Raw genomic sequence first — 15,635 nt, forward strand, 5'->3', positions numbered from 1 at the left:
AGTGACGACCTGTTATTTTTTAGCTACGCATTGATCGCAAGATTACACATTGAATGTTTTCTCTGTGTACTTGTAGTGCGGTTATTAATGCTCCGGCAGAGTATTTAGTTTGCTTGATCTGGCTTGCCCAGTTCAATGCTTTAGGGCGTTATGCGGCAAAGATTCGCGGGAATTACGCAAACAAAAATCAAAAGCCGGGGCCGCATCAGCTCTGCTTATTTTGCCGTATTAGCCCTGTTTATCGCCGAGGTGTTTTGGGGTGATTTTTCGCGCTCGTTGTGACAGTGTATCCCGCCGCGCAATGCACAAAAATGTGTATTGATTGACCGGCATGAACAATGTGGCGATGTTTGTGGTGGCAAATAAATAACGACTCGTCAGTAATGAGTCGCGATGACGGCTGGATGGCTGGTGCGATCCTCGGTCGTCACCTTCGGTGTTGGCAGAAAGCTAAAGGTTCGTGTGACAATTAAAACTAATTGTAGTAGATTTATGTAAAGGCTAGGTGTCGGCCGATGAGGATGAAGAATGAATAGCTTGGACTTTGATTGGTCGCGGATAGATGAACTGCCACTGGGATCACTGCGGGTCGTCGATGTATCAGATGACGGTCGCGGCTATGCCGGTCGTCTGCTGGCTGATATGGGCGCGGATGTGCTGTTGGTGGAACCCCCCGAGGGTCGTGCAGGCCGGCGGGCTGCGCCAATCGTTCAGGGCCGGAGCTGTCAGTTCGAGGTGGAAAACTGCAACAAAAAAAGCCTGTGCCTGGACTTGTCAGCCGATGAGGGTATCGCGACTTGCAAGGCCCTGATCGCGAACTGTGACGTGGTCATTCTGGGCAGAGAGAGTATTGCTTCCGGGCTGAAACCCGCCGAGCTACGTCAGGACTACCCTTCGGTAATCGTAGTGGCGATCACCGATTTTGGTCTGACCGGTCCGTGGTGTGACTGGCAGGCGACCAATGCCGTATTGATGGCGGAAGGGGGCGTATTGGCGCGTTCCGGAATCAAGGGGCACGACCCACTGCTGCCACCGGGTAACCTCGCCGATGTAGCGGCCTCGGTGCAGGCCTGCTGGGCGATTATGCTGGCACTGTGGCAGCGTCAGGGTACGGGCAGCGGCAATCTGCTGGATTTCTCCCTGCTGGAGGCCACCGCGCAAATACTTGATCCCGGTCTGGGAGTTACCGGTAGTGCCGCCGGGGGCAAGAGTGCCACGAAAATGGCGACCCTGGGGCGCCCGCCGGTAGGCAAGCTGTACCCGATATTTCCCTGTGCCGATGGTCATGTACGAATCTGCGTACTGAACCCTCGTCAGTGGCAGGGCATGTCTGACTGGCTGGGTGCAGATCACCCCTTCCGCGATCCGAAATATGGCCGCCTGGCTGAACGTTTCGCGGTAATACGTGACATCAATGCGCTGATATCCGAGTTGTTCAGCAAATTTACCGCTGAGGAACTGGTCAGCGAAGGGCAGCGCCGGGGAGTGCCGATTGCCGCGGTGTCTACACCACAGCAAGTGTTGGCTAACTCACACTTTAAGGCGCGAAAGGCTTTCGTTGACTATCCTCTGGATAATGCCGTCGGACGCCTTGCGTCGGGCTTTTTCGAAGTGGACGGGCTGCGGCTGGGGCCGAGGTTTACCGCCCCCGAGGCAGGCGAGCACCAGCCTGAGTTGGAAGCGCTGATCACCGAACAGCGCACAGCGCAGGCGGGGCCGACACCAGCGCGCAAACGCCCCTTTGAGGGGCTGCGGGTGCTGGATCTTGGGGTCATTGTGGCCGGTGCTGAGTTGGGCAGAATGTTTGCCGATCACGGCGCAGAATTGATCAAGGTGGAAAATTCCGCTTTTCCCGACGGCTTGCGGCAAACCACCGACGGCAGTCCCATCAGCGAGTCCTTTGCCCAGGGCAGTCGCAACAAGCTATCGCTGGGTTTAAATTTGCGCCACGAGCAGGGGCTCAAGTTATTTGAACAACTGGTGGCGAAGTCCGATATTGTGCTGACTAATTTCAAGCCGGGCACCATGGAATCTCTGGGCATTGGCTACGAGCGCCTGTGCGAATTGAATCCGCGAATCATATTGGTGGAAAGCAGTGCTCTTGGTAACACTGGTCCGCTGGCAAAAAGCATGGGTTACGGCCCACTGGTCAGGGCGTCGTCGGGGCTGACCGGACTGTGGCGCTACCCTGAACTCGCGGACAGCTATAGCGACAGCACCACTATTTTTCCCGACCACCTCGCGGGTAGGTTGGCCGCAATTGCCGTGGTGTCGGCGCTGTGGCGCAGAGAGACAGAGGGGCGGGGGGCGAAGGTGGTCCTGTCGCAGGCAGAGGCGATTCTCAATTGCATGGCAGCCCCCTTCCTGCGGGAGTCGCTGAAGCCGGGTAGCCTGCAAGCGACGGGGAATGTCGATGTCTTTCATGCACCGTCCGGGGTCTTCCCCTGTGCCGGTGATGACCAGTGGTGTGTTATCGATGTACGCAATGAGCAACACTGGCGAGCACTGTGTGAAGCAACCGGTTATAGCGATTGGCTCGGTGATGCAAACCTGGCAAGTGCAGAGGAGCGTGTCGCGTGTCGCGAGGCCCTCCACGAGCGCCTTGCCAAATGGACCCGTGCGCGGGAAGTCGAGGCGGTGGTAGAACAGTGTCAACAGGCGGGGGTGCCGGCGGGTAAAATGCTGCGTCTAGTCGAGTTGCCACAGCATCCTCAACTATTGGCCAGGCACTTTTTCCGCACCTTTGAACAGCCGGGTCTGGGGGAGTTACTCACCGAAAACAGCCCTGCGGGCATCAGTGAGTTACCCGACCCGAAATTGCGGCCGGCACCGCTACAGGGGCGCGACACGCGTTTGCTGGCTGAGTCGGTGCTGGGTTTGTCGGTTCAGCAGATTGAGCAGTATATTGCCGAGGGTGTTCTGGAAGCCGCTGATTGAGTGGCAGGGCCGGGTCGGGCTGACTGAATCAGTCGACCGGCAACCCCAGCTTGCTGCGCAGCCCGGGAAGAATAAAGTCCTCGACAAGTTGCTTGAGCTTGTCGAGGGAGCAACCGGAGTCGATATAGAGCCGGGCGAGGGTGGCCTGATTGATCACTATCCACTCGGTAATTTCGGCGCTGTTTTTTCGGAAACAGCTGGAATCCATATCGAAATGGTCTTCAATAACAGGTAGCCAGGCGCGCTCTATATGACCCCGTATTGATGACATCGTGTCACCGAAAACTGCGCGGTACACATACTGACTTTCAATAAAATAGGCGATGGTGCCGTCTTTGGCAGCGAGTTTTGCGGCGGCGGTGCAATAATAAACAAGAGCATCGTCGATATTGTGATAGTCGCGCAAGCGGGTTGCCATCAGTGTATTGAATTGTTTTGATCGGTGGCTGACCAGGGCGTCGATGAGGGCATTGCGGTTGCCAAACAGGCGATACAGGCTGATTCGGCTGATACCCGCCGCTGAGGCGAAATCGTCCATGCTGCACTTTTCTATATCGTGGTCGCGGATATAGGCCATTATTTTTTCAATAATGTTTTCTCTTGAGTCGAGGCGTGCTCGCTTTGTGGAAGCTGGCATAACACATTGATCCAATAAGCATTATTAAGTGAATGGCGCGTAGTCAAAAGCCGTGCCAATGCGACGGGGATAATAGAGCATGTTGCTGGATTCTATGGCAATTTTAGAACTAAATCTAATATCGTTAAATTATTTTATCGAATGACGATAGATTTAGTTGACCCGCGCTTGGTACGAATTTAGAATCCTGTATCAGTAAGGTTTAATTGTGAAAGATTTGCATCGGCTTGTCGCGGATAATTGTCCAGTCCAAGTGGTACGACAGCCGATGTGTTCATAACTTTAATAAAAGGGATGGCTAAGCGTGAATATATTTAATTCCCCCCGTCGGCAGATGACTCCCGGTTTTACCGTCAATGCTTTGGTGCTAGCTGTGGGCGCGGCGATTTTTGGCGCCGGCAGCGCGATTGCCCAGGATGCGGGCGAAGAAAAGAAGCGTCCCGCAAACCGTTTGCTTGAAGAAGTGATTGTTGTCGCGCAGAAGCGACAGGAAGATGCCCAGGACGTGCCTATTGCACTGTCTGCATTTAGTGAGCAAAAGCTCGACGCCATGGGTATTGATGACCCGAAGGATCTGGCTCAGTTTACTCCGGGTATGTACTACGGGCAGACGGTTAACTTCGCGGTAATCTATATTCGCGGGGTGGGTAGTGATGCCTTCCTGCCAGACTCTGACCCAAGTGTGGCAACGTATATCGACGGCATTTACTACCCCTTTGCTAACGGTCAATCTCAGGCGTTTGGTGCGGTTGAACGCATCGAGGTATTGAAGGGCCCACAGGGTACCCTGTTTGGTCGGAACTCCACCGGTGGTGCCATCAATATAATTACCAAGAAGCCCGGTGTAGAGCCTGAGGCATCGGTACAGGTCGTCAGCGCCCCGCGTTTTGACGACAACAGCGTACGCTTGTACGGCAGCTACCCGATTGCCGACTGGCTTGCGGCCAGCGTGTCCTACACTCGTAGCGAATCAGAAAACTACTATGACGGTACCCGTGGCGACGGCGCCGGTGGCAGCGAGCCCTTTCCCGACGAAGAAGCCGAGGGCGTGCGTTACAAACTGCGTATCTCGCCGACCGATAACATCGATTTCAATGCGGCCTACATCAAATTCGATCAGTACGGGGTGAGTTCAACCGCCATGCCTAACGTTGCACCCAGTGCACTGTCCCGGGCTCAGGGTATTGAAGCGGAAGAGCGTGACCACCATGTTGATGTGGATGTGCCGAGCTATTTCGCGTTGGATAACGAAGTGCTTTACGGTGAAATCGAGTGGCGCACCGACTGGTTTGATGTCAAAGTGCTGGCCAGTAAGCAGGATATCGTGACTGATAACGTATACGACTTTGATGGTTCTGATACGCCGTTTATTACCTTTGACGCCAAAGGCCAGTTCGCTGACGTTAAAACCCAGGAAATCCAGTTTCTCTCCAATGAAAGTTCACCACACTGGCTAGAGTGGATTGTGGGTGCTTATCATATCAATCAGTTGTCTGGCTTCCCCCTTAACCGCCTGTCGGCGTTGGGGTTGGACTTCAGCGATGGTTCCTTCCTCGGTGTGCCTCTGCCGCCTGCAGCGGTTGATTTCGCCCAGAGCAACCCCTTGTTGGGGGCGCTGCCGGACGGTGGCTCACTGGCTTTGGTGTCAAAACTAAGCACCGACTCGACCGCGTACTTCGCCCAGACCACCCTCCACTTTGCCGATTGGGTTCACCTGACGTTGGGTGGCCGCTATCAGGAAGAAGACCGCCGTGTGGTGGAATCCAGCATTAACACCGCCAATAATGACGGCTCGATTACTGAAATCCAGCAATTTGATCGTCCGCGGCAGTTGGATAATAACTTCTCACCGAAGGTGACCCTTGGTATTAATCCGGTGGAAGATATGTTGGTGTATGCGACCTATACCCAGGGGTACAAGAGCGGTACTTTCAATACTGTTAACGTTTATGACCAGCCCGAGTATGTTGAACCCGAAGTGGTAACCACCATGGAGCTGGGCTTGAAATCCCAGTGGTTTGACAACGCACTGACCTTTAATGCGGCTATTTTTGAAAATGAAATTGACGAGCTGCAAGTACAGTTTATCTCGTTGTTGAGTGGTGGTGCGGTGTCCCTGGAAAACGCCGGTGGCGCGAAAATTCAGGGCCTCGACTTTGATGTGCAGTGGGTGCCCATGCCGATGTCCAACCCCGGTCTGGTACTGGCTTTGAGCGGCTCCTACCTGGATTCTGAATACACCTCCTACGTTAATGGTAGTGGTTACAACGAAGGCGATGGCCTGTACAACAACGGTAACGGTGACTTTACCGGCAACCGGGTTACCCGTACCCCTGAATTCAGTGGCAGCTTCGGCTTTAACCAGGCGTTCTCGTTCTTCGACGCCGGCGAATTCGAGCTGAATTCAACCGTGTACTACAACGACGGTTTCTACTATCTCGCCCAGAACTCGCCGATCTCCTTTGAGGAAGATTACTACGTAGTGGATGCGTCGCTGAGCTTCCTGCACTTCGACAGTAACCTGCGGGTAACGGCTTACGGTAAAAACCTGAATGATGCCCGTTACACCTACTCCCAGTTCCATACCGATGCGGGCCGCTCGGATTATCTGGCGCCGCCCACTACCTACGGACTGCGGATTAATTGGGAATACTAAAGGCTGCAACGGTCTGACAGGCAGAAACTCAAACGCCTGTCAGGCACCCAGTACATAGACCCGCTTTGCGCGACAGTCATCTGTCGCGCTTTTTTTTGTCTGGATTTCGTCGCAGTGTTGGCGGGTTGGTGTGACGTGTTCTGTACGCGGGGTTGCCGCGCGGGTGCGCGGCATTCATTTCCAAGTGGGGGCTTGTCCTACTGAGGGGAGGGCGGCAGGGCTTACTGGTAGGGCGGTTCGTCCACCCAGGGAAAGAAATCCGGCATGTCTTTTGAAACCTTGTCAGTAAAGCGTGGCGGACGTTTTTCGAGGAAGGAGTCGATACCTTCCCTGGCGTCATTGCTGCGTCCCCGCCAGGCGACAGCGCGACTGTCGAGGCGATGGGCCTCCATCGGGTGCTGCATATTGAGGCCCTGCCATAGCATTTGTCGTATCAGGGCAATGGACACCGGTGCGCAGTTGTCGATCAACTCGCGGGCGATGGCTACTGCCGCGGGAATAAGTTCGTCTTCGGCGTAGATCTCACGCAGCAAACCGCCTTCCTTTAACTCCCGGGCGGGCACCAGTCGGCCACTGTAGCTCCACTCAAGTGCGCGGGAGATACCCACAATGCGGGGAAGGAAGTAGCTGGATGCCGCTTCCGGAACAATGGCGCGGCGGGCGAACACAAATCCTGCGCGGGTTTTGTCGGTGCCAAGCCGAATGTCCATCGGCAAGGTCATGGTGACGCCCACGCCGACTGCGGCGCCATTGATCGCCGCGATAATGGGCTTGAGGCTACGGAAAATTCGCAGCGTAACCAAACCGCCGATATCCCGAATCGACTCTGCGGCGTAGTTCAGGCTGCCATCTTCGTTGACGACGGCGTCTTCGCCGCTGATGTCGGCGAAGGTGTCGCTGCCGCCCTCGAGGTCGGCTCCGGCACAAAAGGCCCGGCCTTCGCCGGTGACGATAACGGCCTTCACATCGTCGTCGGCATCGGTACGGTCGAGCAGACCGATAAAGTCCCGGGCCATTTTCGGGGTAAAGGCGTTGAGCTTTTCGGGCCGGTTAATGGTGATAAAGGCTATGCCGTCGTCAACCCGGTATTTCAGTGTATCGTTTTCACTCATGTGGCTTGCCTCCTTTACAGTGTTATAGATCGGCTCGGCCAAACAGCGCTGAGCTGACAGTGGGTGCACCGGGGCCACCTGCGAGCAAACACACCCTGGCGTCGGCAACGGGGTTGGCAGATTCACCGCGCAGTACCCGTACCGATTCGACCGCCGTACCAAAGCCGTGGATAAAGCCCTGGGCGAAATTGCCGCCGGAGGTGTTTACCGGCAGTGCGCCGGAGGGAGCAATCAGGTTTTCAAAACGGACGAATTCCTCGACATTGTCGTAGCTGCAAAAGCCGTGGTCGATCAGCGAGGCGATGCCCTGGGCGCTGAAGTTTTCGTAGAGCTGGACGACGTCAACATCGCTTGGGGTCAGGCCGGTTTGCTCCCACAGGCGTTTGGCGACCGGGCGGAAGCCCGCCGAATCGTAGTGGGTGTCGTTTTCCAGCAGGTCGCCCCAGCCTTTTTCGCAGCCGTTGGCCACGCCGAGCAGACGTACCGGTGGCTTACGCAGATCCTTGGCGACATCGTCGGCCACCAGCACAATGGCGCCGGCGCCGTCGTTTTCCCGGGAGCAGTCGAACAGTCGAAAGGGCTCGGCAATCCAGCGGCCATTGCGATAGGCGTCGATGTCCAGCTCTTTGCCGTAGCTGGTGGCCTCGGGGTTGCGCGATCCATGGTAGTAGGACGCGCGTACCAGTTCTTCGGTAATCGCATTGGAAATGCCGTGATACTCAAACATGCGCTGGGCGCGCAGGGCGCAGATTTGTGCCGGAGCAATCAAGCCTGCGCCAATAATATGATCGTTGAGGTGGTGACGCATGACAGCCGCTGACATTCGGCCGCTGTTGTCCTGTACCAGTGCGCGAAAGACCACCACTGTTCGTGCCTGGCCGCTGCCAATGGCCGCTGCGGCCAGACCAAAGGCCGCGGCGATGCCGCCGCCGCCACCACCCCACACCTGGGTGTTGATGCACAGGTTTTTGGTGCCGAGGTCGGACATCAGCCGCACAGGCTCATTTTTGTCGTCGCCGTAGGAAACAAAGCCGTCGACGTCGGCTGGATTAATACCGGCATCTTCGCAGGCATCGACTATGGCCTGCACCAGTACGCCCTGTTCCGGCATGGGTGCTTCACCGCGTTTGTATTGACGCAGGCCGACACCGACGGCAGATACGCCGCCGCAAAATTTCTGTGTGCTCATTGTGCCGCCTCCGTAGTGGTGTTACCGGGTTGCCAGCGCCATGCGGGTATGGATTCGCCATCGACCTCGCAGTGAAACAGCTCGCCCTCGACAGCCATGCCAATGGCGGGTTGTTTATCGCTGTTTGCGGCAAGGTGGCCCAGCAGGCGCAGGTTGCCGGCCTCGGCCAGTTCAACGACAACGCTGACGTAGGGCAGGGGTAGTCCCTTGGGTGCGCCGAAGTCGTAGTGGCTGCGGGTCCAGCTGTAAATCCGGCCCCTGGGCGTCACTTCCCGCCATTGTTGCTCCCAGCTGCCACATTCGCCGCAGCGCCACACCGCAGGCCAGTGCCATTGACTACAATCACTGCATTGCTGAAGTTTCAGTTGCCCCTGCTGTAGTGCTTGCCAGTAGGGTGCGTCTGCACCGAGCCCTTTCATACGCTGCTCCTGTCGCTGATTTTATTGACGTATTGGATTGCAGAAAGGATACTAAGAGTTGAATCTATTGTCATTAGATTTATGTGATGGTTCGCCACTTACGCCAATAGCCAACGGCAATAACAAAGGAAATATTATGATCGATCTCTATCACAGCGCCGGTACACGTTCCCTGCGATGCCTGTGGGCATTGGAAGAATTGGGTGTGGCATATCAGCTGCATTCCCTGCCATTTCCGCCGCGCTTGAAAGCGCCGGAATTTTTGCAAATCAATCCCGCTGGCACTCTGCCGTTTATGGTTGATGGCGATACCAGGATGAGTGAGTCCGGTGCCATTCTGCAGTATCTCGACAGTCGCTATGGCGAAGGCGAGTTGTCGGTAGAGCCGGCCAGCGCCGAGTTCGGAAATTTTCTTGAATTTCTGCATTTTGGCGAAGCTTCGTTGGCAATGCCGCAGTCGGTAGTGTTGCGCTATCAGTATTTTATGCCCAAGGAGCTGCGCCAACCGGCAGTGGCCAAGGACTATCAGGAAATGGTGCTCGGCCGGCTGCCGCGACTCGAACAGCAGTTGGCGGGCCGCGACTACCTGTGTGGGGAGTTCAGTCTGGCGGATATTTCGGTGGGTTACGCTTTGATTCTCGGCGAGACTTTTGGGGTGTCGGAGCACTACCCCGAAGGGGTAAAAGCGTATTTATCGCGCCTGAAAGAGCGCGCGGCATTGCAGCGGGCGCTCGAGAAAAAATAACCGCGTTTAGCGGCAATTATTGCTCCACTGCTTCTGTCTGACGTCGCTGAGCGATTATTGAATACACCGTGCGGAGCGCTGCTATAACAGCGCTTTACCGGCGCGGTGTCACCCTTCGTTTTCTTCTTTTTGTCTTATTTGTTACCGCAATTTTTGTCGTCGGCCTGTTCGCGCGAGGGAATTGCCGTGCGCCGGATTTTTGAAAATTATGTTGACGCTGAACCCCGAAAATTCTTCCGGTGAAAGTGTGCTTGGGACAATAAAACTATTGACATTAGATAATGCGCTGGTTAGCCTTTGTGTCATGTCATAGGAGTCCGGTCGTGCGGGCCGACGATGGCCAGTGCGTGAGCATTGGCAGTGAGCCACATTACGAGGAATACAGCATGCAGCAGAATGCTAACGATAACGCTACAGCGCCTTTGGGTTTGACCGAGAGCCAGTGGGAGGCAATTTGTGCCCTGCGTCCCGCCGATGAGGCGATAAGCCCCACCGCGGAAGGCCAGCGTCCAGCGTCGATTTATTTCAGCGAAGAGCGCTATAAGGCGGAGATCGAACAGCTGTTTAAAAAAGTGCCCCTGGTCGCGGCACCCTCCTGTTATTTGAAACCCGGTGAGTCCCTGGCACAGGATGGCTACGGTATACCCATGCTACTCACTCGCGATAAAAACGGCGTGGTGCGGGCCTTTGTTAACGCCTGCCGTCACCGCGGGTCAAAGATTGTTGAGGGCAACGAGCCGGTTGCGAGTGCGCGCCTTTCCTGCCCTTATCACGCATGGACCTACGCCACTGACGGGCGCTTGATCGGCATTCCCCGCCCCGAAACCTTTCCCTCAGCGAAGAAGTGCGAACTTGGGCTGGTGACATTGGAATGTTACGAAGCCGGCGGCATGATCTGGGTGGGTATGGACCCCAAGGAAAAACCGGGTCTGCTGGAAGGTAGCGATCAATTGCACGCCGACCTTGAAGCCTTTGGTTTGCACACCATGCATATGTATGGCCGCCGCACTTACGACTTGAAAGCGAACTGGAAATTTGTGATGGAGCCCTTCCTGGAGGCGTATCACATTCAGCGTTTACACGCAGACTCCATCGCCGATATGTTCCTCGATGTGCCCAGTGTCTACGGCTTCCTTGGGCACCACCAGCGGCAGACCTCGGGCAAGGCCAACTTCAGTCCTGACCTGCTCAAAGGCAATATTGATAATTTGCACAAATATATTACCCACGCTTATCTGTGTTTCCCGAACACTGTGGTGATTACCAGCCCCTACTATATGAGCATAATGATATTGATGCCCCGGGGTGCGAACCGCACGGTTGTGGACTACTTTATGCTGACCAAGTCCGAGCCGGACAGCGACAAAGCAAAAGAGCTGTTTGCCCGCTCCTTTGAGTTGATTCACGAGGTATTTGGCGGCGAGGATTTCCGTGCGGCAGAGTTGCAAACGGCGGCGCTTGGTAACGGAAATAGTGGTGTGGAGACATTGTACTTCGGCGGTCTGGAAGAAATGATAACGCCCTTCCACGAGTCGATTGAATCGTTCCTGGATAAGCCGGAAAGCTGAGACGTCGGTTGCGCCGTCCAACAATAACAACAGTCCCGCCATTGCGCGGATGCGAGACAACGACCATGCATGAGTTCGATTACATTATTGTCGGCGCCGGTGCGGCGGGGTGTGTACTGGCCCACCGCCTGTCAGAGGACCCCTCGGTGTCGGTAGCCCTGCTTGAAGCCGGCGGCCCCGATGGCAACCCGCTGGTACATATGCCCAAGGGCATCGGTAAATTGATGACCGACCCCAAGCACACCTGGTCGTATGTTGCTGAGCCAGAGGAGAGCAATGGCTTTCAAACCGACGAGAACTGGGCCAGGGGCCGAGTACTCGGCGGCTCCAGTTCTCTGAACGGACTGATGTATGTACGTGGCCAACCAAGTGACTTCAATGAGATTGCCGCGCAGAGCAGCGATGACTGGGCCTGGCCGCATATTGCCGCCGCCTATAAAGCCCTTGAAAGTCACGAGCTGGGAGCCGACGACAGTCGTGGCGACAGCGGACCATTAAAGGTTACGCTGGCGGACCGCCGCACACCGCTCACAGAGGCAATGATAGAGGCCGGCGTGAGCATGGGCGTGCCACGGCTGGAAGACGTTAATGCGCCCACCGATGCGCCCTGTATTGGCTATGCTTCACGAACGATTTATCAGGGCCGTCGCCAAAGTGCGGCGGTTGCCTTTGTTCACCCTTATAAAGACCGCGCCAACCTGAAGGTGTTTACCCATATTCTGGTAGACCGGGTGGAGTTCGAGGGTGATCGTGCCTGCCGGGTTGTGGCCATTGACGAAAAATGTGGTGCAGCGGTGGAGTTCAATGCCCGCCGGGAGATTATTATTGCCGCCGGGGCGATGGCCTCGCCAGGTATTTTGCAGCGCTCAGGCATTGGGCCGAAAGCGGTGCTGGACGCCGCCGGTATTCCGCTCAAGGTAGACAGCCCCGATGTGGGCAATAAGCTGATCGACCACCGCGGATTGATCGTGCAGTGGAAGCTCAATGCGCCACTGTCGGAAAACCGCGAATACGTTGGACTGCGTTTGTTAAAAAATGTGCTCCAGTATTTTCTGAACAAATCCGGCCCCATGTCATCCGGTGCCTACGAGGTTGGAGCCTGGTTTAAATCCTCGGACGATGTGCCGCGACCCGATGTCCAGTTTCTGGTAGCGCCTTTCAGCTTTGATTTACCCAGTGGCCGGGAAAAACTCGAAACCTTCCCCGGCATGAGCATTATTGCTTACCCCCTGCGGCCAACCTCAGAGGGCAGCATTCATATCCGCAGCCGCGACCCCCGCGATCCGCCGATTCTGCGGCCGAACTATCGCAGCACTGAGAGTGATCGTGAGCTGATGGTGAAAACCGTTCATCTCGCCAGGGAATATGCCCGGCAGCCAGCGCTGAAGCAGTTTATTGAGGCGGAAACTTACCCGGGTAATCAGTGCGCCAGCGACGACGATATTATCGCGGCCTACGATGAGTACGGCACCTGTGGCTATCACGCTGTGGGTAGCTGTCGCATGGGCAATGACGCGGCGTCGGTGGTAGACCCTGAGTTGCGAGTGCGCGGTGTGACCGGCCTGCGAATAATGGACACATCGATTATGCCGCAAATTCCCTCGGGAAATACTAACGGCCCGACAATGGCGATGGCGTGGCGCGCCGCAGATATTATTCGACGCGGCGACTGAACCCCATACCGGCAGTGGCTTTCACTGCCCGGAACTCTATGCGAGAGATCAATGAACTTCGATTACACAGAAGAACAGGAATTACTGCGCACCAGTCTGCGGGCCTATCTGCGCGATCACTACAGTTTCGAGCAGCGTCGGCAATGGATCGCGACGACGGAGGGGCGCAATTCCAAGGTGTGGCAGGATTTTGCTGACCGGCTTGGTATTCTCGGTCTGGCGGTCGCAGAGGACGATGGCGGTATCGGCGGTGATGCGGTCAGTTGCATGGTGGTAATGGAAGAGCTGGGGCGTAGCCTGGTGGTCGAACCCTATCTGGAGTCTTCGCTGCTTGGCGTGCGTATTCTCCAGCGCAGCGGCAATTCAGCCGCCAGGGCGCTGTTGGCCGGAGTGGTGGATGGTAGCGAAATTATTGTTCCCGCATTGAACGAAGCCGCCAGCCGGTTTGATCTGCACAAGGTGCAGGGGCGGGCACAGTCCGTGACCGAAGGCTTTCTGATTGATGCGAGTAAAATCGTCGTGCGCGGTGCGCCCTGGGCGAGCCGTTTTATTGTCAGCGCCATACTCAATGACGAGCTGGCACTGTTCCTGGTCGATGCAAGCCAAGCCGGTTTAACCATCAATGCCTACCCCTGTATCGACGGTGGTCGTGCCGGGGACCTTGCCATCGTTGCTGCCACCGTGAATAGCGACGCCTTGCTTGCCACTGGTAGTGAAGCAGAGACGTTGTTGGCGGAAGTTCAGGATCTGGCTTCGGCAATGCTGGCGGCGGAGTCCCTGGGGGTAATGGCCCGCATGCACGAAGATACCGTTGAATACACCAGGCAACGCCGTCAATTTGGCCAGCCGATTGCCAACTTCCAGGCCCTGCAACATCGAATGGTAGATATGTATATGCAGCTGGAGATGGCGCGCTCGGCGACGCTGTCAGCGGTGTTGCGCCAGGGTGAGGAGGTCGCCGAGCGGGCACTGGCAGCATCTGCCGCGAAGGCGACAATCAATGAAGCCTGTCAGTTTGTCGGTCAGAATGCGGTGCAGCTTCACGGCGGCATGGGCATGACCGATGAACTTGCGGTCAGCCACTATTTCAAGCGCGCCACCGCCATTGAAACCCAGTACGGCAGTCGCGACTATCACCTGTTACGTCACGCCGACATTCGGCGCAGCGCGTGATAAGCACTATTCAGCAGAACGTCACTACCGGAGAGCTGGACATGGACACTGCGGTTGCTCAGTCAATTACCGATATTTTTCATACGCAACGGGCTGCGCATCAGGCCTTGCCTATGCCGGATCGCAACTGGCGACTGGCGCGTATCGCCCGCTGTGTCGATTTTGTTGTTGAGCAACAGGAGGCCATCGTAGAGGCAACGATTGCCGACTGGCAGCACAAGCCCGCCTCCTTCGTTAAGGCGATGGAGCTGCTACCGGTATTGAATCACGCCAAGCACATCCGCAAACATCTGGCCGGGTGGATGAAGGATGCACCCCGAGCGGCAGACTTTCCCTTCAACCTGATGGGGGCGAAAGCCTTTGTGCGTTATCAACCCTTGGGTGTCGTGGGGGTGATGGTGCCCTGGAACGGACCTGTGGCGATGGCGATGGTCGCGGCGATGGATGCCTTTTCCGCAGGTAATCGCTGCATGGTGAAAATATCGGAATTCTCGCCCCATGTGGCAGCCATGCTGGAGCAGCAAATCCCCCAATATTTCGACAGCAGTGAACTCGCTATCGTCACTGGCGAGCTGGAGGTCAGCCAGCAATTTGCGGCGCTGCCCTTCGACCATTTGATGTACACCGGCAGTAGTGGCACTGCCAGGCATATCATGGCCGCCGCGGCGAAGAACCTGACTCCCGTGACCTTGGAACTAGGCGGCAAATCGCCGGTGATTGTCGATAGTGATTGCGACATCGACTACGCGGCGCAGCGTACAATGAGTGGGCGGCTGATCAATACCGGGCAGGGCTGTATTACCCCGGACTATGTGTTGATCGAAGCGGCCCGTCTCGAAGATTTTTTAGCGGCGGCAGAGGCTGCGACCCGGGAGATGTATCCCCTGTCACTCGGCGGGCGCGACTACGCGGCCATCGCCACCGACGCCCATTACCAGCGTATGCTTAGCCTGCGTCAGGAGGCCCTGGATTCCGGCTGTCGCTGCATCGAGATTGATGTGGGCGGCGAATCGGCCAAACGCCAGGTTAACCCGTTGATCGTGGTGAACCCTCCCGCTGACAGTCGTTTGGCCACGGAGGAAATCTTCGGGCCGATACTGGTAGTGTTCACCTGCGATGGTCTTCAGGGAGCGATTGATCATATCAATCGAGGGGAAAAGCCGCTGGCCCTGTATTACTTCGGTAACGAGTCTGACAAGCAACAACAGGTGCTGGATCAGACCTCTGCCGGGGGTGTGGCAATCAACGAAGTGATGATGCAGTTGATGATGTCACAGCTGCCCTTTGGCGGTGTGGGTCACAGTGGCATGGGCAGTTATTGGGGCGGCCGAGCGGGCTTTGATCGCTTTTCCCACGCCAAGTCGGTGTTCCGTCAGGGCTGGTATAAAAAACTGGGTGCAATGATGGATCCGCCTTATGGCAGCACCATGGAAAATATGCTGAAGATGCAGCTCAAAAAACCAAAATAACACCGCGCTGAACGGGCGGCCCTTCGCCGCCTGTCCCGAGTGGACAGTGCCTGTGGC

Annotated in this window: 11 protein-coding genes; 7 read left to right on the top strand and 4 right to left on the bottom strand. The window is 56.3% G+C overall.

The window, feature by feature from the left end; translation table 11 throughout:
- The first annotated feature begins 528 nt into the window (after positions 1–528).
- Positions 529–2,937, top strand: coding sequence for a CaiB/BaiF CoA transferase family protein (locus HCU74_RS01815; protein WP_168448681.1), 2,409 nt, complete (start codon positions 529–531; stop codon positions 2,935–2,937).
- A gap of 28 nt (positions 2,938–2,965) precedes the next feature.
- On the opposite strand, the gene HCU74_RS01820 is transcribed toward HCU74_RS01815, so the two are convergent.
- Positions 2,966–3,574 (bottom strand): TetR/AcrR family transcriptional regulator, encoded by a 609-nt coding sequence (locus HCU74_RS01820; RefSeq protein WP_168448682.1) that lies wholly within the window; start codon positions 3,572–3,574, stop codon positions 2,966–2,968.
- Between the two features lie 304 nt (positions 3,575–3,878).
- On the opposite strand from HCU74_RS01820, the gene HCU74_RS01825 reads away from it, so the two are divergent.
- Complete coding sequence (locus HCU74_RS01825; RefSeq protein ID WP_168448683.1) at positions 3,879–6,230, top strand: TonB-dependent receptor domain-containing protein; 2,352 nt, start codon at positions 3,879–3,881, stop codon at positions 6,228–6,230.
- 221 nt (positions 6,231–6,451) lie between these two features.
- Here HCU74_RS01825 and HCU74_RS01830 read toward each other — a convergent pair whose 3' ends face one another.
- From HCU74_RS01830 to HCU74_RS01840, 3 genes are read right to left on the bottom strand one after another with little or no spacing between them, the layout of a single operon-like run.
- The gene (locus HCU74_RS01830; protein ID WP_168448684.1) at positions 6,452–7,342 is read right to left on the bottom strand and encodes a crotonase/enoyl-CoA hydratase family protein; all 891 of its coding nucleotides are present in this window, start codon (positions 7,340–7,342) and stop codon (positions 6,452–6,454) included.
- Positions 7,343–7,364: 22 nt separating this feature from the next.
- A complete protein-coding gene (locus tag HCU74_RS01835; RefSeq protein WP_168448685.1) occupies positions 7,365–8,531 on the bottom strand; it encodes a thiolase C-terminal domain-containing protein in 1,167 nt (388 codons plus the stop codon).
- Positions 8,528–8,950 (bottom strand): Zn-ribbon domain-containing OB-fold protein, encoded by a 423-nt coding sequence (locus HCU74_RS01840; RefSeq protein WP_168448686.1) that lies wholly within the window; start codon positions 8,948–8,950, stop codon positions 8,528–8,530. The genes HCU74_RS01835 and HCU74_RS01840 overlap by 4 nt, the downstream gene beginning before the upstream one ends.
- Positions 8,951–9,086: 136 nt before the next feature.
- Between HCU74_RS01840 and HCU74_RS01845 the strand changes: the two genes are divergently transcribed.
- The 5 genes from HCU74_RS01845 to HCU74_RS01865 all read left to right on the top strand — a co-directional run bounded on the left by HCU74_RS01845 (position 9,087) and on the right by HCU74_RS01865 (position 15,578).
- On the top strand, positions 9,087–9,695 hold the full coding sequence (locus HCU74_RS01845) for a glutathione S-transferase family protein (protein WP_168448687.1): 609 nt from the start codon (positions 9,087–9,089) through the stop codon (positions 9,693–9,695).
- A gap of 323 nt (positions 9,696–10,018) precedes the next feature.
- A complete protein-coding gene (locus HCU74_RS01850) occupies positions 10,019–11,263 on the top strand; it encodes an SRPBCC family protein (protein ID WP_168448688.1) in 1,245 nt (414 codons plus the stop codon).
- A gap of 65 nt (positions 11,264–11,328) precedes the next feature.
- Positions 11,329–12,936 carry a GMC family oxidoreductase gene (locus tag HCU74_RS01855; RefSeq protein WP_168448689.1) on the top strand — a complete coding sequence of 536 codons (1,608 nt, stop codon included), beginning with the start codon at positions 11,329–11,331 and terminating at the stop codon, positions 12,934–12,936.
- A 51-nt stretch (positions 12,937–12,987) separates the two neighbouring features.
- Positions 12,988–14,109 (top strand): acyl-CoA dehydrogenase family protein, encoded by a 1,122-nt coding sequence (locus HCU74_RS01860; protein WP_168448690.1) that lies wholly within the window; start codon positions 12,988–12,990, stop codon positions 14,107–14,109.
- Positions 14,106–15,578 carry an aldehyde dehydrogenase family protein gene (locus HCU74_RS01865; protein WP_168448691.1) on the top strand — a complete coding sequence of 491 codons (1,473 nt, stop codon included), beginning with the start codon at positions 14,106–14,108 and terminating at the stop codon, positions 15,576–15,578. The genes HCU74_RS01860 and HCU74_RS01865 overlap by 4 nt, the downstream gene beginning before the upstream one ends.
- The last annotated feature ends 57 nt before the right edge of the window (positions 15,579–15,635 follow it).

The sequence above is a fragment of the Spongiibacter thalassae genome (assembly GCF_012272835.1).
GTDB lineage: Bacteria > Pseudomonadota > Gammaproteobacteria > Pseudomonadales > Spongiibacteraceae > Spongiibacter > Spongiibacter thalassae.